The organism is Burkholderia mayonis, assembly GCF_001523745.2.
Classification (GTDB): Bacteria; Pseudomonadota; Gammaproteobacteria; order Burkholderiales; family Burkholderiaceae; genus Burkholderia; species Burkholderia mayonis.
In genome coordinates this window covers 719,899-740,883 of sequence record NZ_CP013386.1, presented here as the reverse complement: position 1 = coordinate 740,883, position 20,985 = coordinate 719,899, and the positions used below count along the sequence as shown (strand labels likewise).

General features: G+C 69.1%; 16 protein-coding genes. 11 read left to right on the top strand and 5 right to left on the bottom strand.

The features are described 5' to 3' along the window. Positions 1 to 19: 19 nt before the first annotated feature. On the bottom strand, positions 20 to 2,599 hold the full coding sequence (gene recG, locus WS70_RS03805; protein WP_059470810.1) for an ATP-dependent DNA helicase RecG: 2,580 nt from the start codon (positions 2,597 to 2,599) through the stop codon (positions 20 to 22). 147 nt (positions 2,600 to 2,746) lie between these two features. Here recG and queA point away from each other — a divergent pair, with 147 nt between their 5' ends. From queA to secF, 5 genes are all read left to right on the top strand, one after another. Beyond that, a complete protein-coding gene (gene queA / locus WS70_RS03800) occupies positions 2,747 to 3,802 on the top strand; it encodes a tRNA preQ1(34) S-adenosylmethionine ribosyltransferase-isomerase QueA (RefSeq protein WP_059596357.1) in 1,056 nt (351 codons plus the stop codon). 176 nt (positions 3,803 to 3,978) lie between these two features. Further along, positions 3,979 to 5,160: a tRNA guanosine(34) transglycosylase Tgt gene (gene tgt, locus WS70_RS03795; protein ID WP_059470808.1), complete on the top strand. Its 1,182-nt coding sequence runs from the start codon at positions 3,979 to 3,981 to the stop codon at positions 5,158 to 5,160. A 286-nt stretch (positions 5,161 to 5,446) separates the two neighbouring features. Further along, on the top strand, positions 5,447 to 5,773 hold the full coding sequence (gene yajC / locus WS70_RS03785) for a preprotein translocase subunit YajC (RefSeq protein WP_010106295.1): 327 nt from the start codon (positions 5,447 to 5,449) through the stop codon (positions 5,771 to 5,773). A 106-nt stretch (positions 5,774 to 5,879) separates the two neighbouring features. Then, positions 5,880 to 7,916 carry a protein translocase subunit SecD gene (secD, locus tag WS70_RS03780; RefSeq protein WP_059470807.1) on the top strand — a complete coding sequence of 679 codons (2,037 nt, stop codon included), beginning with the start codon at positions 5,880 to 5,882 and terminating at the stop codon, positions 7,914 to 7,916. A 15-nt stretch (positions 7,917 to 7,931) separates the two neighbouring features. After that, positions 7,932 to 8,882: a protein translocase subunit SecF gene (gene secF, locus WS70_RS03775; protein WP_059470806.1), complete on the top strand. Its 951-nt coding sequence runs from the start codon at positions 7,932 to 7,934 to the stop codon at positions 8,880 to 8,882. Positions 8,883 to 9,056: 174 nt separating this feature from the next. Here secF and WS70_RS03770 read toward each other — a convergent pair whose 3' ends face one another. The 4 genes from WS70_RS03770 to WS70_RS03750 form a co-directional block, all read right to left on the bottom strand. Then, complete coding sequence (locus WS70_RS03770) at positions 9,057 to 10,340, bottom strand: MFS transporter (RefSeq protein WP_059596356.1); 1,284 nt, start codon at positions 10,338 to 10,340, stop codon at positions 9,057 to 9,059. Between the two features lie 239 nt (positions 10,341 to 10,579). After that, positions 10,580 to 11,158, bottom strand: a complete 579-nt coding sequence (locus WS70_RS03760) for a YceI family protein (RefSeq protein ID WP_059470804.1) — start codon at positions 11,156 to 11,158, stop codon at positions 10,580 to 10,582. Positions 11,159 to 11,224: 66 nt separating this feature from the next. After that, on the bottom strand, positions 11,225 to 11,785 hold the full coding sequence (locus WS70_RS03755) for a YceI family protein (protein WP_059470803.1): 561 nt from the start codon (positions 11,783 to 11,785) through the stop codon (positions 11,225 to 11,227). 11 nt (positions 11,786 to 11,796) lie between these two features. Continuing rightward, positions 11,797 to 12,357, bottom strand: coding sequence for a cytochrome b (locus WS70_RS03750; protein ID WP_059470802.1), 561 nt, complete (start codon positions 12,355 to 12,357; stop codon positions 11,797 to 11,799). Positions 12,358 to 12,618: 261 nt separating this feature from the next. Here WS70_RS03750 and WS70_RS03740 point away from each other — a divergent pair, with 261 nt between their 5' ends. From WS70_RS03740 to WS70_RS03710, 6 genes are all read left to right on the top strand, one after another. Continuing rightward, the gene (locus WS70_RS03740; protein ID WP_059470801.1) at positions 12,619 to 13,275 is read left to right on the top strand and encodes a paraquat-inducible protein A; all 657 of its coding nucleotides are present in this window, start codon (positions 12,619 to 12,621) and stop codon (positions 13,273 to 13,275) included. Beyond that, on the top strand, positions 13,272 to 13,943 hold the full coding sequence (locus tag WS70_RS03735) for a paraquat-inducible protein A (RefSeq protein WP_059470800.1): 672 nt from the start codon (positions 13,272 to 13,274) through the stop codon (positions 13,941 to 13,943). Before WS70_RS03740 ends, WS70_RS03735 begins: the two co-directional genes overlap by 4 nt. Further along, positions 13,936 to 15,591, top strand: coding sequence for a PqiB family protein (locus WS70_RS03730; RefSeq protein ID WP_059470799.1), 1,656 nt, complete (start codon positions 13,936 to 13,938; stop codon positions 15,589 to 15,591). Before WS70_RS03735 ends, WS70_RS03730 begins: the two co-directional genes overlap by 8 nt. After that, a complete protein-coding gene (locus tag WS70_RS03725) occupies positions 15,588 to 16,373 on the top strand; it encodes a PqiC family protein (RefSeq protein ID WP_059470798.1) in 786 nt (261 codons plus the stop codon). The genes WS70_RS03730 and WS70_RS03725 overlap by 4 nt, the downstream gene beginning before the upstream one ends. A 749-nt stretch (positions 16,374 to 17,122) precedes the next feature. Beyond that, on the top strand, positions 17,123 to 19,237 hold the full coding sequence (locus WS70_RS03715) for a site-specific recombinase (protein ID WP_059596355.1): 2,115 nt from the start codon (positions 17,123 to 17,125) through the stop codon (positions 19,235 to 19,237). A 350-nt stretch (positions 19,238 to 19,587) separates the two neighbouring features. After that, positions 19,588 to 20,880 (top strand): THUMP domain-containing class I SAM-dependent RNA methyltransferase, encoded by a 1,293-nt coding sequence (locus tag WS70_RS03710; RefSeq protein WP_059470796.1) that lies wholly within the window; start codon positions 19,588 to 19,590, stop codon positions 20,878 to 20,880. The last annotated feature ends 105 nt before the right edge of the window (positions 20,881 to 20,985 follow it).

The window sequence follows — 20,985 nt, the reverse complement described above, 5'->3', positions numbered from 1 at the left end:
AAAGCCGCTCGCCGCGTGCTCAGGCCTTCAGGTACTGCTCGCGCGCGCCGAGCCAGCGCGCGAGGTGCTGCGCGACGACGTCCGGGTAGCCGGCGAAGAGGCGCGCGGCCGCCTCCCGCGCCGGCTCGATCAGCCAGCCGTCGTTCTCGAGATCCGCGAAGCGCAGCATCGCCGCGCCCGACTGGCGCGCGCCGAGGAACTCGCCGGGGCCGCGGATCTCCAGGTCGCGGCGCGCGATCTCGAAGCCGTCGGTCGTCTCGCGCATCGTCTTCAGGCGTGCGCGGCCCGCGATCGACAACGGTCCGCTGTACATCAGCACGCACACCGACGCGGCGGTACCGCGCCCGACCCGCCCGCGCAGCTGGTGCAACTGCGCGAGCCCGAAGCGCTCCGCATGCTCGATCACCATCAGCGACGCGTTCGGCACGTCGACGCCGACTTCGATCACCGTCGTCGCGACGAGCAATTGCACGTCGTTGCGCGAGAACGCGTCCATCACCGCGGCCTTCTCCGCAGGCGCGAGCCGGCCGTGCACGAGTCCGACCTTCAGCTCCGGCAGCGCGGCGGCGAGCGTCTCGTAAGTCTCGACGGCTGTCTGGAGCTGCAGCGTCTCGCTTTCCTCGATGAGCGGGCATACCCAGTACACCTGGCGGCCCGCGAGCGCCGCCTCGCGCACGCGGCCGATCACCTCGTCGCGCCGCGCGTCGGCTACGAGCCGCGTCAGGATCGGCGTGCGGCCGGGCGGCAGCTCGTCGATCGTCGATACGTCGAGGTCCGCGTAGTACGTCATCGCGAGCGTGCGCGGGATCGGCGTCGCCGACATCATCAGCTGGTGCGGCTGGAAGCCCGCCGCGCCGTCGGCCGCGTTCGCCGCCTTCGCGCGCAGCGCGAGCCGCTGCTCGACGCCGAAGCGGTGCTGCTCGTCGACGATCACGAGCCCGAGCCGCGCGAACTCGACCGTGTCCTGGATCATCGCGTGCGTGCCGATCACGAGCCGCGCGGTGCCGAGCGCGGCCGCCTCGAGCGCCGCGCGCTTCTCCTTCGCCTTCAGGCTCCCGGCGAGCCACGCGACCGACACGCCGAGCGGCTCGAGCCAGCCGCGCAGCTTGCGCGCGTGCTGCTCGGCGAGGATTTCGGTCGGCGCCATCAGCGCGGCCTGGTAGCCGGCGTCGATCGCCTGCGCGGCGGCGAGCGCTGCGACGACCGTCTTGCCGCTGCCGACATCGCCTTGCAGCAGGCGCTGCATCGGGTGCGGCTGCGTGAGATCGCGCGCGATCTCGGCGACGACGCGCTCCTGCGCGGCCGTCAGCCGGAACGGCAGCGCCGCGTAGAGGCGCGCCGACAACGACGCGCCGTCGTCGCGCGCGCGGCGCGGCATCGCGGGCGCGGCGCGCGTGCGGCGCTCTTCGTGCGCGCGCTTGAGCGACAGCTGCTGCGCGAGCAGCTCGTCGAACTTGATTCGCGTCCACGCCGGGTGCGTGCCGTCGATGAGGGCCGTCTCGTCCGCGCCGACGCCGGGGTGATGAAGGAGGCGCACCGCGTCGGCGAGCGGCGGCACGTCGAGCGGCGCCAGATACGCGCGCGCGACTTCGGGCGGCAGCAGCTCGGGCAGCGGCGTGCGCGTGAGCGCGTTGTCGATCGCCTTGCGCAGATACGCCTGCGACACGCCCGCCGTGCTCGGATAAACGGGTGTCAGCGCCTGCGGCAGCGGCGCGTCCGCTTCGACGACCTTGACCGTCGGATGCACCATCTCCAGGCCGAAGAAGCCGCCGCGGACGTCGCCGCGCACGCGCAGCCGCTGACCGACCGCCATCTGCTTGACCTGCGAGCCGTAGAAGTTCAGGAAGCGAAGCACGAGTTCGGCGTCCGATTCGTCGCGCAGCTTCACGAGCAATTGGCGGCGCGGGCGATAGGCGATCTCGTTGTCGAACACGACGCCTTCCGTCTGCGCGATCTCGCCCGGCAGAAGCTCGCGGACCGGCGTGAGCGTCGTTTCGTCCTCGTAGCGCATCGGCAGATGCAGCACGAGGTCGATGTCGCCCGTGAGGCCGAGCTTCGCGAGCTTGTCGGCGGTCTTGACGGGCTTCGGTGCGGTCTTTGCGCCGGCCGCGTCGGCGGAGGATTTCGATGTGGATTTCGCCGCGCGCGTCGCAGGCTTCGCCGTTGCGGCCGGCGCGTCGTCGCGATCGGCCTGTGCCGCCTGTGCCGCCTGCGCGGCGGCCGGCACGACACGGCCGTCGGCCGTGCGGCCGCGCGGCGAGGCCGCACGCGGCCGCGATCGCGCGCCGACGGCGGCGTCGAATTCGGCCGGGGCCGCCGCGCGCGGCGCCTGCGCCACATCGGCCGCATCAGCCGCATCAGCCGCATCGCGCACGCCGTCGGCTCGCGCGGCGTCCGCCCCGCTCGACGCCCGACGACTGCCGCCCGACGCCCGCCCACCTCGCGCGGCCCCCGCGCCCTGCGCATCGCGCGTTTCACTCGCGCCCGCGCTCGTCCCGTCCCGCGCCGCGCCGCGCACGGCGGCGCCCGGCGCGGCGTCTTCGGCGAAGGCGTCGGCTTCGACTGGATCGGCAACGGAATGGCGAACGGGCACTGGCATCGGGTAGAAGGCTAGCAAGTACAATAGCGGCTTTCACGCCGCACGAACGAGCGACGCCGGCAAGCCGCGCAACCCCGCCATCATAGCGGCTCGTGCGCGCCGTGACGCGCTTCGCCCGTCAGGCCGGCCGCCCCGACCCCGTTTCGCATGCTCACGCTTTCCGATTTCGATTTCGATCTGCCGCCCGAGCTGATCGCGCAAACCGCGCTGCCCGAACGCAGCGCGAGCCGCCTGCTCGAGGTGGACAACACGAGCGAGCCCTCGCGCCTCGTCGACCGGCGCTTCGCCGAACTGCCCGCGTGTGTCGCGCCGGGCGATCTGCTTGTCTTCAACGACACCAAGGTGCTGAAGGCGCGCTTCTTCGGCCACAAGGCGAGCGGCGGCAGGATCGAAGTGCTGATCGAGCGCGTCACGGGCGCGCGCACCGCGCTCGCGCAGATCCGCGCGAGCAAGCGCCCCGCGCCCGGCACGGCGCTCACGCTCGCCGACGCGTTCGACGTGACGGTCGGCGAGCGCGTCGAGCCGTTCTTCACGCTGCACTTCCCTGAAGACTGCCTCGTGCTGATCGAGCGCTATGGCCGGCTGCCGCTGCCGCCGTACATCGAGCACACGCCCGACGCGACAGACGAGACCCGCTATCAGACGGTGTTCGCGGCGAACCCGGGCGCCGTCGCCGCGCCGACGGCCGGCCTGCACTTCGACGACGCGGTGCTCGCCGCGCTCGATGCGCGCGGCGTCGAGCGCGCGACGCTCACGCTGCACGTCGGCGCGGGCACGTTCCAGCCGGTGCGGGTCGAGAACCTCGCCGAGCACAAGATGCACAGCGAGTGGTACGAGCTGACCGACGCGCTCGTCGAGAAGATCGCCGCGACCCGCGCGCGCGGCGGCCGCGTGATCGCGGTCGGCACGACGTCGATGCGCGCGCTCGAAGCGGCCGCGCGCGACGCCGAGGCCGCCGGCCGGCCGCTTTCCGCGACGCACGCGGAAACCGACATCTTCATCACGCCGGGCTACCGTTTTCGCATCGTCGACCGGCTCGTGACGAATTTCCATCTGCCGAAGTCGACGCTCCTGATGCTCGTGTCGGCGTTCGCCGGCGTCGATACGATCCGCGCCGCGTACCGGCACGCGATCGACGCGCGCTACCGCTTCTTCAGCTACGGCGACGCGATGCTGCTCACGCGGCGCGACGACGCGCGCTGACGCATGCCGGCGCGCGGCGCCGTGCGCAGGCACGCGAAGCGACACCCGTTTTTTCCCCGCCGCCGGCTTCCCCGGCGGCGTCTTCAACATGCGCCGGACTTGTCGATCCGGAGTCAGCGCTTTAGCGCATACTCCGGTCCCATGCAAAGCTATTCCGGTGGCAAGGAGTCCCACAGATGACCGAAGGTTCATCGCACGATACGGCCGCGGGCATCCGCCCGCACGGCGGCCTCAAGTTCGAATTGCTGACGACCGACGGCCGCGCGCGCCGTGGTCGCGTGACGCTCAACCACGGCGTCGTCGAGACGCCGATCTTCATGCCGGTCGGCACGTACGGCACCGTGAAGGCGGTGCAGCCGCGCGAGCTCGACGAGATGCGCGCGCAGATCATCCTCGGCAACACGTTCCACCTGTGGCTGCGCCCCGGCCTCGAGACGATCGCCGCGCACGGCGGGCTGCATCGCTTCATGGGCTGGGACAAGCCGATCCTGACCGATTCGGGCGGCTTCCAGGTGTTCTCGCTCGGCGATCTGCGCAAGATCACCGAAGACGGCGTCACGTTCGCGTCGCCGATCAACGGCGACCGGCTGTTCCTGTCGCCGGAAGTGTCGATGCAGATCCAGAAGACGCTGAATTCCGACATCGTCATGCAGTTCGACGAATGCACGCCGTATGCGACGAACGACGTGCCGACGACGCACCAGGAAGCGGCCGACTCGATGCGGATGTCGCTGCGCTGGGCGAAGCGCTCGCTGGCCGAGTTCGATCGCCTCGGCAACCCGAACGCGCTCTTCGGGATCGTCCAGGGCGGGATGTTCGAGGACCTGCGCGACGAATCGCTCGCCGGGCTCGCCGAGCTCGGCTTCCACGGCCTCGCGATCGGCGGGCTCTCCGTCGGCGAGCCGAAGGAGGACATGATGCGCGTGCTCGAGCACGTCGCGCCGCGCCTGCCCGCCGACAAGCCGCATTACCTGATGGGCGTCGGCACGCCGGAGGATCTCGTCGCGGGCGTCGCCGCGGGCATCGACATGTTCGACTGCGTGATGCCGACCCGCAACGCGCGCAACGGCTGGCTCTTCACGCGCTTCGGCGACGTGAAGATCCGCAACGCGACGCACAAGAACTCGCTGAAGCCGCTCGACGAAACCTGCGGCTGCTACACGTGCCGGAACTTCTCGCGCGGCTACCTGCACCACCTGCACCGCGTCGGCGAGATCCTCGGCGCGCAGCTCAACACGATCCACAACCTGCACTATTACCTCGAGCTGATGCGCGAGATCCGCGAGTCGATCGAGACACACACGTTCGACGCGTTCCAGAAGCGCTTCGCGGAGGACCGCGCGCGCGGCGTCGACTGACGGGACGCGGCGCGGCGCGGCACCGCGTCGCGGGTCGCGCACCGCAAACGCCCGCCCGGCATGCGCCCGCGTCATGCCGGGCGCGCGGCGCCGGGACGCTGCCGGACGACCGCCGGTGCCGCACCTGCCCCGCAAAACCTTACAATTATCTTTCGCAACACGCGCGAACGCTGCCGGATCGAGGTTAACAGCTTGAAACCAAAGCGCATTTGCGCGGCTGTCGCGGTAAGGGCCGGTGGTAGAATAACCGGCTTATTTTTCGATCTTCCCTAACGGAGAGACCAACGTGTCGTTCATTTCCAATGCCTATGCGCAAGGCGCAGCGGGCGGCGCCGAATCGAGCCTGATGAGCTTCCTGCCGCTCATCCTGATGTTCGCGGTGCTCTACTTCATCATGATCCGTCCGCAAATGAAGCGGCAGAAGGAGCATCGCAGCATGCTCGCCGCGATGGCGAAGGGCGACGAGGTAGTGACGAGCGGCGGACTCGTCGGCAAGGTGACGAAGGTGTCGGAAGCCTACATCGGCGTCGAGATCGCCGAAGGCACCGAGATCACCGTGCAGAAGGCCGCCGTCACGACCATCCTGCCGAAGGGCACGATCAAATCGCTGTAAGCCCCGCCCCGCGTCCGGCCACCCATCGCCCGCGCCGCGAAGCGCGCGGCCGCGAGCGGCGCCGGACGCGACGCCATTCCAGCCAACCATCCCGTTCGGCCCCCTCATGAATCGTTATCCAATCTGGAAATATGTGGTGATGGTCGTGGCGCTCGCCATCGGCTTTCTGTACACATTGCCCAACTTCTTCGGCGAAGCGCCGGCGGTGCAGATATCGAGCGGCAAGGCAACGGTCAAGCTCGGCGCCGGCACGCTCGCGCAGGTCGAAGACGCGCTCAAGGCCAACCAGGTCCCGGCCGACGACGTCACGTTCGACAATTCCAGCGCCAACGCGACGATCCGCGTGCGCCTGAAGGACACCGACACGCAGTTGCGCGTGAAGGACATGCTGCAAAAGGCGCTGAACGCCGACCCGAACGATCCGCAGTTCGTCGTCGCGCTGAACCTGCAGAGCGCGTCGCCGCGCTGGCTGACCGCGCTGCACGCGCTGCCGATGTATCTCGGCCTCGACCTGCGCGGCGGCGTCCACTTCCTGCTGCAAGTCGACATGACGGGCGCGCTGACGAAGAAGCTCGACTCCGACGCATCCGACGCGCGCACGCTGCTGCGCGACAAGGGCATCCGCGACGGCGGCGTGAACCGCGTCGACCAGACGGTCGTCGCGAACTTCGCCGACCAGGACACCGCCGAGCAGGCACGCAAGCTGCTTGCTTCGTCCGTCTCCGAACTCCAGTGGGCGACGCAGCCGGGCGGCGGCGGCTATCAGGTCGTCGGCACGTTCACGCCGGCCGTCCAGAAGGCCGTCGAGGAAGCGGCGCTCAAGCAGAACCTGACGACGCTGCACAACCGCGTCAACGAGCTCGGCGTATCCGAGCCGATCCTCCAGCAGCAAGGCAACGACCGCATCGTCGTCGAGCTGCCGGGCGTGCAGGACACCGCGAAGGCAAAGGACATCATCGGCCGCACGGCGACGCTCGAAGCGCGCCTCGCCGATCCGCTCAACACGCACCCGAACCCGAACGATCCGGTGCCGCCGGGCGAAGAGCTGTTCACGCAAGGCAACCAGGCGCCCGTGCTGCTGAAGAAGCAGGTGATCTTCACCGGCGATCGCATCATCGACGCGTCGGCGGGCTTCGACGAGCATCAGCGCCCGTCCGTGAACATCCGGCTCGACGCGGCGGGCGGCCGCGCGGTGCGCGCGGTGTCGCGCGAGAACATCGGCAAGCCGATGGCGATGGTGCTGTTCGAGAAGGGCAAGGGCGAGGTGCTGACCGTCGCGACGATCCAGTCGGAGCTCGGCGACCGCTTCCAGATCACGGGCCAGCCGACCCCGCAGGCCGCCGCCGACCTCGCGCTGCTCTTGCGCGCGGGCTCGCTCGCCGCGCCGATGGACATCATCGAGGAACGCACGATCGGTCCGAGCCTCGGCGCGGACAACATCAAGATGGGCTTCCACTCGGTCGTCTGGGGCTTCGTCGCGATCGCCGTGTTCATGATCGCGTACTACATGCTGTTCGGCATCGTGTCGGTGGTCGGCCTGTCGGTGAACCTGCTGCTGCTCATCGCGATGCTGTCGCTGATGCAGGCGACGCTCACGCTGCCCGGCATCGCCGCCATCGCGCTCGCGCTCGGCATGGCGATCGACTCGAACGTGCTGATCAACGAGCGCATCCGCGAAGAGCTTCGCAACGGCGCGTCGCCGCAGATCGCGATCCAGCAGGGCTACTCGCACGCATGGGCGACGATTCTCGACTCGAACGTGACGACGCTGATCGCCGGTCTCGCGTTGCTCGCGTTCGGCTCGGGTCCGGTGCGCGGCTTCGCGATCGTGCACTGCATCGGCATCCTGACGTCGATGTTCTCCGCGGTGTTCTTCTCGCGCGGTCTCGTGAACCTCTGGTACGGCGGCCGCAAGAAGCTGCAGTCGCTCGCGATCGGCCAGGTGTGGCGCCCCGCCGCCGCCGAAGCCGCCGAAGCCGCCGCCGCCCCGCAGCTCGGCCAGGATGCGCGCGCGAACGCGCCGCAACCGGGCGCGCGCGTCGCCGCGCCGAAGCAGCCGGCCGGCGCGCCGCGCACCGGCAAGCCGGTCGCGCGCCGCCGCTCGGGGCCGGGCGTGCCGCCCAAGCAAGGCTCGTCCAATTAAGCGCCGGAGACGAACATGGAATTTTTCCGCATCCGTAAAGACATCCCGTTCATGCGGCACGCGTTGGTCTTCAACGTGATTTCGCTCGTGACGTTCCTCGCCGCCGTGTTCTTCCTGTTCCATCGCGGGCTGCATCTGTCCGTCGAGTTCACGGGAGGCACGGTGATCGAGGTCCAGTACCAGCAGGCCGCGCAGCTCGAGCCGGTGCGCGCGACGCTCGGCACGCTCGGCTACGCCGACGCGCAGGTGCAGAACTTCGGCACGTCGCGCAACGTGCTGATCCGCCTGCCGCTCAAGCAGGGCCTGACGTCCGCGCAGCAAAGCGATCAGGTGATGGGCGCGCTGAAGGCGCAAAGCGCCGACGTGACGCTGCAGCGCGTCGAGTTCGTCGGCCCGCAGGTCGGCAAGGAGCTCGCGACCGACGGCCTGCTCGCGCTCGCGTGCGTCGTGGTCGGCATCGTGATCTACCTGTCGTTCCGCTTCGAATGGAAGTACGCGGTCGCCGGCATCATCGCGAACCTGCACGACGTCGTGATCATTCTCGGCTTCTTCGCGTTCTTCCAGTGGGAGTTCTCGCTGTCGGTGCTGGCCGCCGTGCTCGCGGTGCTCGGCTACTCGGTCAACGAGTCGGTCGTCATCTTTGACCGGATCCGCGAGACGTTCCGCCGCGAGCGCAAGATGACCGTGCAGGAAGTGATCAACCACGCGATCACGAGCACGATGTCGCGGACGATCATCACGCACACGTCGACCGAAATGATGGTGCTGTCGATGTTCTTCTTCGGCGGCCCGACGCTGCACTACTTCGCGCTCGCGCTGACGGTCGGCATCATGTTCGGCATCTACTCGTCGGTGTTCGTCGCCGGCTCGCTCGCGATGTGGCTCGGCATCAAGCGCGAGGATCTCATCAAGGAGAAGAAGACCGCGCACGATCCGAACGATCCGAACGCAGGCGCGCAGGTGTAAGCGCACTGTCGCACGAAAGAGCCGGTTCCTCGCGAACCGGCTTTTTTTCGCCTGCGAATCGCGCGCGAAACGCGCCGCGCGATTCGCGCCGCCCCGCTCGCTTCCCCGGTTCGCCGCCGCGCCGACGCGTACCCGCACGCGCCCGCGCGCGCGACGCCGGACGCGAGCGCCCCGCTACCGGAACCCGAAGCGCCGCCGCAGCACGACGAGCGCCGCGACGCTCACGAGCGCGGCAAAGATCAGATAGAAGCTCGGCGCGGTGCGCGTGCCCGTCGCGCGAATCAGCCACGCGATGATGAACGGGCCGAACCCGCCGAAGATCGTCACCGCGACGTTGTATGCGAGCGACATGCCGGTCGTGCGCGTCTCGACCGGAAAGATCTCCGACAGCAGGCCCGGCAGCGCCGCGAAATAGCCGGTCATCAGGAACGCGAACACGATCTGCACGGCGATCAGCGCGCCGAACGTCGGATGCGCGGCGAGCCACGCAAACGCCGGATAGATCAGCACGAGGATCGCAAGCGCGGGCACGAACATCGTCCGCACGCGGCCGTGGCGATCGGACCAGTGTCCGACCACCGGCGCGAAGACCATCTGGATCGCGCCGACGACGAGGATCGCGGCAAACGCGGCCGACGGCGCGAGCCTCAGCTCCTTCACGCCGTAAGTCGGCATGAACAGCACGAGATAAGTCGCGACGGTGCCGAGCACGACCGCGCCGATCGCGGCGGCGAGCCGCCCCTTGTGCGCGGCGAACGTATCGCGCAGCGGGTTCGCCGTGCGCTCCGACGCGAGGAATTCGGGCGTCTCGTCGACCTTCGAGCGGATGTAGTAGGCGACCGGCCCGAGCAGCAACCCGAAGAAGAACGGCACGCGCCAGCCCCAGGACGCCATCTGCGCGGGCGTGAGCCACACGTTGAGCGATGTGCCGAAGATCGCCGCGAGGAGCGTCGTGAGCCCCTGGCTCGCGACCTGCCAGCTCGCGAAGAACCCGCGCCGCGCCGGCACGTGCTCGGCGAGGAACGCGGTCGCGCTGCCGAACTCGCCGCCCGCGGAAAAGCCCTGCATCAACCGCGCGCCGACGAGCACGAGCGGCGCCGCGATCCCGATCGTTTCGTAGGTCGGCAGCACCGCGATGACGAGCGTGCCCGCCATCATCAACAGGATCGACAGCGTGAGCGCGGCCTTGCGGCCGTTGCGGTCCGCGTACGCGCCGAGCACGATCGCGCCGAGCGGACGCATGAAGAACGACACGCCGAACGTGCCGAGCGTGACGAGCAGCGACACGGCGTCGTTGCCGGTCGGGAAGAACAGCCGGGAAATCGTGACGGCGAAGAAGCCGTAGACGACGAGATCGAACCATTCGAGCGCGTTGCCGATCGACGCGGCGACGACGGCCCGCCACACGCGCGGGGAGACGGTATCGGTCGCGGGCAAGGCCGCGTCGGCTGCGTGCATGGTGTCTCCTGATCGTTGTCGTCGATGTCCGTCGCGGGTGCGCCGGGCGCACGCGCAAAAGCGGCGCGGAATCGGCGCGGAATCGGACGACGAACGCCGACGACGAATGCGGACGATTATAGGCACGCGCCACACGCGCCAAAAAAGAAAACCGCCGCGTCCGATGCGGGACGCGGCGGTTCGTCGGCACGACGCGGCCACCGCGCATCGCACGCGGCGCGCGGCGGCTTCGCGAGCGCTTACTGCTTGACTGCTTCGGCCGTAATGAGCAGCTTCGTCTTCATCTTGAAGCCGTACTGCTTGCCGTAGTCGAGGCCGAAGTCGTCGCGGTTGAACTCGCCGACCGCGTCGACGCCGCACACTTCCTTCTTCAGCATCGGGTGCGGCATGCACTTGAACGAATCGATCTTGAGCGTCAGCGGCTTCGTGACGCCGTGCAGCGTCAGATTGCCGACGACTTCGGCCGGCTTGTCGCCTTCGAACTTGATCGTCCCCTTGTAGGTCGCTTCCGGGTATTTCGCCGCATCGAAGAAGTCCGGCGTCTGCAGGTGCTCGTCGAGCTTCTGGCTGCCGGTCGCGATCGACGCGACCTTCGTCGTCACGTCGACGGTGCCCGTCTTCGCCGCGCGGTCGAGCGTCACGGTGCCGCTCGACTGGTCGAACTTGCCGCGCCACACCGACAGGCCGCCGAAGTGATCGGCCTCGAAGCTTGGGTACGTGTGGCTCGGGTCGAACTGGTACGTCGACGGCGCCGCGTACGCCGAGAACGACAGTGCGGCAGCGAGCGCGCCCGCCGCGATCATCAGTTGCTTGTTCAAATCAATCTCCTTATGACAGCGCCGCGCTCTCGAGCGGCGCAGGGGTGGTGCGAACCGCCGCCTGCGTTATTTCGCGGCGACGATGTGAAACTTGATCTGCACTTCGTCGGCGACGACGGACGTGTCCTTCCACTCGCCCGTGCCGACGTTGAACGTCGAGCGCTTGATCGGCAGCACGCCGTCGAAAACCTGCGCCGCGCCGTTCTGCGTGATCGTCACGGGCACGGTCACGGGCACCGTCTTGCCCTTGATCGTCAGCTTGCCCGACACGTTGTACTTGTTGCCGCCCGCAGGCGCGATCGCGGTCGACACGAAGGTCGCCTGCGGATGCGCCTTCGCATCGAACCAGTCCTTGCCCGCGACCTGGTCGTTGTACATCTGGTCGCCGAGATCATAGCTCGCGACGTCGATCGTCATCTGCGCGCTGCCTTGCGCGGCCTTCGCCGGATCGAACTTGATCTGCGCGGCGAACTTCTTGAACACGCCTTCCGTCGGCACGTTCATCTGCTTCGAGACGGCCGATACCTTGCTCTTGCCGAGATCGACCTGTGCGAACGCGGCGCCCGACACGGCGACCGAAGCGGCGGCGAACGCCGCGAGCATGTAGCGGTAGAACGAGACTTTCATGACGATCCTTGTTATTTGAGGAAGGGAAGCATCCGCGTCAGCACGCCGTCGCGGTCGAACCATTGGTGTTTGACGGCCGCCGCGACGTGCGCGGCGACGAGCGCGAGCAGGCCGTAGTTGAGCGCGATGTGCGCGCTCTTCAGCACCGCCTTCAGCGCGGGATCGGGGTCGATCAGGCGCGGCAGCGGCACGAGCCCGAGATAGACGACCGGAATGTTCGCCGCCGAGCTGTACAGGTAGCCCGTCACGGGAATCGCGAACATCAGCACGTAGAGGAGCGCGTGCACCACGTGCGCGCCTGCGCGCTGCCACACGGGCATGCCGGCCGGCATCGGCGGCGGCACGTGGGTCGCGCGCCACAGCGCACGCACGATCGCGAACGCGAACACCGTGACGCCGATCCATTTGTGCCACGAATAATATTTGAGCTTCGTCGGCGTGAAGCCGGGGATGCTCGTCATCACCCAGCCGAGCGCGAAGCCGCACACGATGAGCAGCGCGATCAGCCAATGGAGCGCGATCGCGGTGCGCGTGTAAGCTGCGGGTGACGTCGAAGACGAAAACGATGCCATGAATTCCTCAGTTCAGCGAAAAGCCGCGCCGACGCTGCTGCATTCGTCCGACGCATGCCACGGCCGCCATGCTACCGCAACCGGCCGCGAATGGCAGAATCCCGGAACCGCCTGCGCGGCCGGCCGCTCCGCCGGGCAAGGCGCCCGGCGCAGTCGGCCGGTCGCCTGCACTTGACACCGCAAAAATCGCCTTTTGGTAAGATTGGCGCGGGTTCTGGCCCTGTGAACGCGTCCCTGCGATGCCGCGAACCGTCCTTCCATATGGAACGAAACACCCTGATTGCCTGTCACGAATGCGACGCACTGTTGCACAAACCGCGCCTTAGCGGCAAAGATACCGCCCGCTGTCCGCGCTGCGACGCGCTGCTCTACCGGAGCGGCTCGGCGCAGGTCGACCGCATCTGCGCGCTCACGCTCGGCGCGCTCATCACTTTCCTGATCGCGCAAGGCTTCCCGATCCTCGAAATGGACGTGAACGGGATGCGCGTGCAGACGACGCTCTTCGGCGCGCTCGAGGCGATGTGGAATCAGGGGATGCCGCTCGTCGCCGTGATGGTGTTCTGCTCGACGCTCCTCTTTCCGCTCGTCGAGATGGCCGCGCTCCTCTACGTACTCTTTCCGCTGCGCGCGGGCGCGATCCCGCCCGGCTTCAACGGCGTGCTGCGCGCGATCCAGCTCGTGCGCCCGTGGGGGATGATCGAGGTCTTCATGCTCGGCATCCTCGTCACGATCGTCAAGATGGCGAGCCTCGCGCGCGTGATCCCGGAGGCCGCCCTCTTCGCGTTCGCGGCGCTCACGCTGATGCTCGCCGTCGTCGTGATGTTCGATCCGCGCACGCTGTGGGACATCGCCGATGCGCTGCGCGGGCGAGCGGCCGGCGCGTCGCCCGGCACGACCGACGAGGCGCAGGCGCGATGAGCGAAATCGTCACTGCGTCGCGCGCCGGCATGGCGAGCTGCCACGCGTGCGGCCACGTGCAGAAGCTCACGCGTCCGTCGCCGGACTCGCTCGGCTCGCTCGGCTCGCACGAGAAGCCCGAGCACTGCGCGCGCTGCGGCGCCGCGCTGCACCTGCGCACGCCGGACAGCATCGCGCGCACCTTGGCGCTCCTGCTCGCCGCCGCGATCCTGTACATCCCGGCGAACCTCCTGCCGATCATGCGAACGGCGTCGATCGTCGGCTCGCAGGAGGACACGATCATGAGCGGCGTCGTCTATTTCTGGACGTCGGGCGAATGGCCGCTCGCCGTCGTCGTGTTCGTCGCAAGCATTCTCGTGCCAATGCTGAAGCTCGGCGTGCTCACGATCCTCGTCGTCACCGCGCAACGCCGCTCCGCGTGGCGCCCGCACGAGCGCACCCGGCTGTACCGGATCGTCGAGCGGATCGGCCGCTGGTCGATGCTCGACATCTTCGTCGTCACGCTGACGGTCGCGCTCGTCCATTTCCGCTCGCTCGCGGTGATCACGGCGGGCCCCGGCGCGCTCGCGTTCGGCTCGGTCGTGATCCTGACGATGCTCGCGTCGATGCAGTTCGACCCGCGCCTCATCTGGGACAACGTAGAAAACTCAGGGAATCCTCATGAATAGACCGCAAGGCCCGCAGCACGACCCGAACGCGGCCCCTCCGTCCCCACCCGGCGGCGAACCGCCGGTACTCCCCGATCCCGTGATCACGCGGCGCTCCGGCTGGCTGCCGTCGCTCGTGTGGCTCGTGCCGCTCGTCGCCGCGCTGATCGGCATCGGGCTCGTCGTCAAGTCGGTGCTCCAGCGCGGACCGGAGATCACGATCAGCTTCAAGAGCGCCGAGGGCCTCGAGCCCGGCAAGACGCAGGTCAAGTACAAGGACGTCGAGATCGGCATGGTCAAGACGATCACGCTGTCGAAGGACCTGTCGCACGTGCTCGTCGACGTGCAGTTGAAGAAGGAAGCCGAGGACTTCGCGGTGAAGGGCTCGCGCTTCTGGGTCGTGCGGCCGCGGGTCGGCGCGACCGGCGTGTCCGGCTTGAGCACGCTGCTGTCCGGCGCGTACATCGGCGTCGACGCGGGCCGCTCGGACGAGACCGAGAAATCGTTCACCGGGCTCGAGACGCCGCCCGCCGTCACGGGCGACCAGAAAGGCACCCAGTACGTGCTGCGCGGCGATTCGCTCGGCTCGATCGACATCGGCTCGCCGATCTACTACCGGCGCGTGCCGGTCGGCCAGGTCGTCGGCTTCTCGCTCGACAAGGACGGCACGGGCGTCACGTTCCAGGTGTTCGTCAACGCGCCGTACGATCAGTACGTCGGCCTCAACTCGCGCTGGTGGCAAGCGAGCGGCGTCGATCTGCGGCTCGATTCGAGCGGCTTCAAGCTGAACACGCAGTCGCTCGCGACCGTGATCCTCGGCGGCATCGCGTTCCAGTCGCCGCCGAACCAGTCGGCCGGCTCGCCCGCGCCGAACAACATGACGTTCCGGCTCGGCGCCGACGAAGGCGACGCGATGCGCGAGCCGGACGGCGAGCCGGTGCAGGTCGTGATGAACTTCAACCAGTCGCTGCGCGGGCTGTCCATCGGCGCGCCCATCGACTTCCGCGGCATCGTGCTCGGCCAAGTGACGAACATCGGCATCGACTACGACCCGAAGACGAAGACCTTCACGATGCCGGTGACGATGAACGTGTACCCCGACCGGCTCGGCCGGAAGTTCCGCGAGGCGGCGCAGGGCAAGGGCTCCGCGGCGCGACGCGACGTGCTGTCGCGGCTGGTCCAGCACGGGCTGCGCGGCCAGCTTCGCACGGGCAACCTGCTGACGAGCCAGCTCTACGTTGCGCTCGACTTCTTCCCGAAGGCGCCGCCCGTGAAGATCAACCTCGACCGCGAGCCGGTCGAGCTGCCGACCGTGCCGAACACGCTCGACGAACTGCAGCTGCAGGTCGCCGACATCGCAAAGAAGCTCGACAAGGTGCCGTTCGACCAGATCGGCGCGAACCTGAACAGCGCGCTCGCGAACGCGGACAAGCTGTTCAAGCGGCTCGACACCGAGGTCGCGCCCGAGGCGCGCGACACGCTGTCCGCAGCGAAGCAGACGTTCACGACTGCGGAGGCTACGCTGCAGCAGGATTCGCCGCTGCAATCGGACGTGCGCGGCGCGCTGAAGGAGCTGACGCGCACGCTGCAATCGTTGAACGCGCTCGCCGACTATCTCGAGCGGCATCCCGAATCGCTGCTGAAAGGCAAACCAGGAGATCAGAAATGACCGCACGCTCGCTCCGGCCGGCGCGCCTCGCGTGCGCCGCGCTCGCCGCCGCGGCGGCGGCCACGCTCGCGGCGTGCTCGTCGTCGCCGCCCGCGCGCTTCTACACGCTCGACGCCGCGGCCGCGACGGCCGCCACCGCGCAAAACGCGAGCGCCAATCCCGCGTTCCTGATCCAGGTGCCGTCCATCGGCGTGCCGGAGCAGGTCGCGAAGAATCAGCTGGTCGTCCAGAAGAACGCCGCGCAAGTCGACGTGCTCGAAGAAGAGCGCTGGGCGTCGCCGCCCGCCGACGAGATCCGCCGCGCGCTGTCGTCGGCGCTCACGCGGCGGCTCGACACGATCGACGTCGCCGACGCCGCGTATCCGGCGAACGTGCCCGTCTATCGGGTCAGCGTGAACATCCAGCGCTTCGAGTCGTGGCCCGGCAAGCACGCGGCGCTCGCCGCCGTCTGGAGCGTGCGCGCGCTGCCGAGCCAAGCGGTGATGACCTGCCGCACGGACGTCATCGAGCCAGTGCAGTCGGGCTACGACGCGCTCGTCGCTGGCCACCGGCAGGCGATCGGCGAGCTCGCCGACCGGATCGCGGCCGGCGTGCGCGCGATGGCGGCCGCGCGCGCGCCCGTCGCGGCGCGGGCCGCGACGAACGGTGCGGCGGCCAAGAAAGCCACGACTGCGACAAAGGATGCGGCGGCCAACGACGCGTCGTCGCTCGCGACGCCGGTCGTCCGCTGCCCGGCGAGCCCGTCCGCGGCGGACACGCAGCGCGTCGGCGACGCGCGGTGACGTATGTGGCGTGCAGAGGACCGTGGGGCGCGAGGTCGGCGAGGGGTGAGACTCGTGAAATGTGGGATTCGCAAAGCGCGAGGTCTGTGAGGCGTGAGATCTGTGAGGCGTGAGGTTCGCGAGGCGCGAGGGCCGTGAGGCGTGAGGGCCGTGAGGCGTGAGGGCCGAGAAACACGGGGGCCGCGAGGCGTAAGAGTCGAGAGACACTAGGGCCGCGAGGCGTGCGCTCCGCGAGTTGAGCCGGCCCCGGCGACCGATGCGTCCGCATTCGTCGCAACAATCGGCTCGACCGGGGAACTCGACCGCCTTTGCCAACTCGACCGAGTCAGCCGAGTCAGCCGAGTCAGCCGAGTCAGCCGAGTCAGCCGAGTCAGCCGAGTCAGCCGAGTCAGCCGAGTCAGCCGAGTCAGCCGAGTCAGCCGAGCCGCCGACCATTTGACACTGTTTGTCGATTCGCACGAGGAACCGACAGCGCCGCCGACGGTCGCCTTGCGTTTTTCGTGTCGATTGACGATCCTACGCACCTTCCGGCGAGCCGGGGGCCAGCGCGCCGTGCTGCGCCACCCCGCCGTCGCCCCGGACCGTGCCGGTCCGTCATCGCGCCGCGAACCGCGGCGCCGCGCATTCGACGAACGCCAGAACGATTGCATGACCGACCGAACCGCCGCGCGCGCCGCCTTGCGCCGCGCCGCCGGTTTGCGCAGCATCCCGACAGAACCCAGCCCTTCTGGGCGCCCGATATCCTGCTTATGTTCGAATCCCTGACGACCCTGATCAAGAAGTGGCGCGCGTCGCGCAGCGCGAGTCACCAGCTGGACGCACTCCTCGCGACAGCGGACGCCGACGCGCCGTACGCGGAACGCGCCGAATGGCTGATCGAGCTCGCGCACTGGCTGCGGCGCGACGGCGCGATGCTGGCCGCCGCGCCCGCGCAGGCCGCGTCCGGTGAACGCACGTTCACCGCGCACGCGCGGCTGCGCTACGTGTTCCACGTGCTCGACCGCAATCCCGAATGGAGGACGAACGTCGCGCGTCTGCTGCGCGGCGTGCTGCGCGAGAGCGACGGCATCTCGCTGCTGTGCGACGCCGGGATGCCCGTGCATTCGGGCTTCTTCGGCGCGCTCGTCGAGCGGATCGACTCGTCGCTGATCCCGCCCGCGCCGAACCGCCGCGAGCTCGCCGCGCTCTTCACGCTGATGTTCCCGTCGACGGCCGACGCGCAGTGGATCGACGCGCTGCCCGACGACCTGCTCGCGCGGCTCGCCGATCTGTTCGCATTCGACGTGACGGAAAAAGAGCGCCACCAGCCCGGCTCGTTCTCGCGCGACCTGCTCGCCGCGCTGCACAACCTCACCTGCCAGATCAGCTCGACGGGCCTGTCGCAGACGGTGCGAAGCCGCCTGTCGGACGAGGACGCGCGCACGCCGCTCGAAGCGCAGCCTTTCTATCGGCTGACGCGCGCGATGCTCGCCGTCGAGACCGCACACGCGGCGCTCGACGACGGCGGCGATCCGAGCAAGCTGCTGCACGAAGTCAACTATCTGCGCGTGCTGCTCGACGAGTGCCGCGTGTCGATCGACGACGTGTTCTCGCATCTGTACCGCAACGGCGTGTCGGTCGACATCGTGTTCCAGGTCGAGCGGATGCGCATGCGCATCCTGCGCGCGGAGACGCTCCTGAACGCATGGATGACGCGCGACGATCTGCGCGGCCTCGCGCACCTGACGGCCGAGCTCGTCGACGCGAACCAGAACAGCCAGAGCGTGTCGTACCTCGTGCGCAGCAACTTCGCCCTCTTCGCGCGCAAGCTCGTCGAGACGAACGCCGACACGGGCGAGCACTACATCTCGCGCGGTCGCGCCGAGTATCTGAAGATGCTGCGGATGGCGGCGGGCGGCGGTCTCGTGACGGTCGCGACCGTCTGCATCAAGTTCGGAATCACGGGCATGCATCTGCAGTCGATGCTCGAAGGACTGCTCGCCGGCATCAACTACGCGGCGAGCTTCATGCTGATGCACTTCCTGCACTACACGCTCGCGACGAAACAGCCCGCGATGACCGCGCCGACGATCGCGCGCGAGCTCGACGGCACCGGCCACGACGAAGGCGTAAAGCAGTTCGTGTCGTCGGTGATCGCGCTGATCCGCACGCAGGCGGCTGCGATCTGCGGCAACGTGCTCGTCGTGCTGCCCGTCTGCTTCGCGGTGCAGATGTTCGCGAGCAGCGTGCTGCACGCGAACGTGATCTCGCCCGAGAAGGCGCACGCGACCTTGAAATCGTTCTCGCTGTTCGGCCCGACGCCGATCTATGCTGCGCTGACGGGTGTGCTGCTGTGGGCGTCGAGCCTCCTCGCCGGCTGGGCCGACAACTGGTTCGTGCTGCATCGCGTCGGCGACGCGCTCGCGTACAACCGCCGCCTGCGGATCACGCTCGGCATCGCGGGCGCGGCGAAGCTCGCGCATTTCTGCCGGTCGAACGTCGCGGGCGTCGTCGGCAACGTCGGGCTCGGACTGATGCTCGGCCTCGTGCCGGCGATCGTCGGCGCGTTCGCGTTCTCGTTCGAAGTGCGGCACGTGACGCTGTCCGCCGGCTCGATCGGCGTCGCGCTCGGCGTGCTCGGCAAGGAAACGCTGCACTCGGCCGAGCTGTGGTGGGCGGTCGCGGGCGTCTTCAGCATGGCGATCCTGAACGTCGCGGTAAGCTTCGCGCTCGCGTTCACGATGGCGGTGCGCTCCCGGAGCCTCAGGCCGACCAAGGTGCGCGCGCTCGTCGCCGCGATCGGCCGCGCGGTGCTCGAGCGTCCGGTCAGCCTCGTCTGGCCGCCGCGCAGCAGCGGCGCGGCGAGCGAATCGCGCGCGCATTGAGCGCGGCGGCAGCGCCAGCGGGCGGCGGGCGGCGGGCGGCGGGCGGGCGGGCAACGATGCCGCAGGGCCGCCCGGCGGGCAGCCGCACGACGATGCGACGGCACTGACGGACGGCGAGCGGCAACGCGTCGCCAGGCGGCAGCCTGCCGGCTGGCGACGAGCCGAGCCGAACCAAGCTGAACCGAGCCGTCGCCGATGCAACAGCCGGCCGGCGCACGACGACACGCCCCGCCATCGATACCGACAGCAATATCGACACCGGCGACACGAACCGCCCCCGCGCGGCCCGAAGCGGCGAGCGCGCCCACCCCGCGTACAATGGCGTACTTTTGCACGCATCCGCCCGCCTTATGTCCTCGCCGACCCTATTCGACTTCTTCGCTCCCTGCCCGCGCGGGCTCGAAGCCGCGCTCGCCGCCGAGCTCGCGGAAATCGCCGCACGCCACGCGATCGCTCCGTACGACGCGGGCGCGCAGGTGCCGGGCGGCGTCCATTTCCGAGGCGGCTGGGCGGCCTGCATGGCGGCCAATCTGCATTCGCGAATCGCGAGCCGCGTGCTGCTGAAGATCGCGCACCGGCCGTACCGCAACGAGCAGGACGTCTACGCGCTCGCGCTCGAACAGCCGTGGGAGCGCTGGTTCGCGGCGGCGCAGACATTGCGCGTCGACATCACCGCGATCAAGTCGCCGCTGAAGAGCCTCGAATTCGCGACGCTGCGCGTGAAGGACGCGATCTGCGACCGCCTGCGCGACAAGACGGGCGCGCGTCCGAGCATCGACACCGCGCAGCCGGACGTCCGTGTGTTCGCGTTCCTGACGGCGGGCGACTGCACGCTCTATCTCGACACGTCCGGCGAGCCGCTCTTCAAGCGCGGCTGGCGCCTCGACAAGGGCGCCGCGCCGCTGCGCGAGAACCTCGCGGCGGGCATCCTGCGCCTGACCGGCTGGACGGCCGGCACGCCGCTCTACGATCCGATGTGCGGCAGCGGCACGTTCGTCGCGGAAGCCGCGCAGATCGCGCTCGGCGTAGCGCCAGGCATCGAGCGCCGCTTCGGCTTCGAGAAACTGAAGCAGTACGACATCACCGCGTGGCAGGCGCTGAAGGTCGCCGCGATGGACACGAAGCGCGCGGCGCGCGGCAAGCGCGACGATCTGCTGATCTTCGGCAGCGACATCTCCGGCGACATGCTCGATAAAACGCGCGCGAACCTCGAGCGCGCGGGCGTGCCGCCACTGTGGCTCAAGCAGCTCGATGCGCGCAACATGACGCCGCCCGTCGCGACGCCCGGCGTGATCGTCACGAATCCGCCGTACGGCGAGCGGATCGAGGTGCGCGGCCGCGGCCCGCGCGGCGACGCGCGCGAGACGGGCAAAAGCCGCGGCGGCGACGATGCGTTCCGCCGCACGCACACCGACGCGCCCGACGGCGAGTTCTTCCGCGCGGTCGGCGACGCGCTCAAGCAGCGCTTCACCGGCTGGCAGGCGTTCATGCTGAGCTCGGACCGCACGCTGCCGGGCCAATTGCGGCTGCGCGAATCGGCGAAGACGCCGCTCTTCAACGGCGCGCTCGAATGCCGGCTGTTCCGCTTCGACCTGATCGCGGGCAGCGTGCGGCAGCGCCCGGCAACGGCCGACGGCGAATAACGCGCGGCGCGTTCGCCGCGCAATGCACGCGCCGATTCGGCACCGCCGCGCGATCGCCTGCGCCGCGCGTCGCGCGCCCGGTCGTGGAGCGCCGCGCGTCGGCAT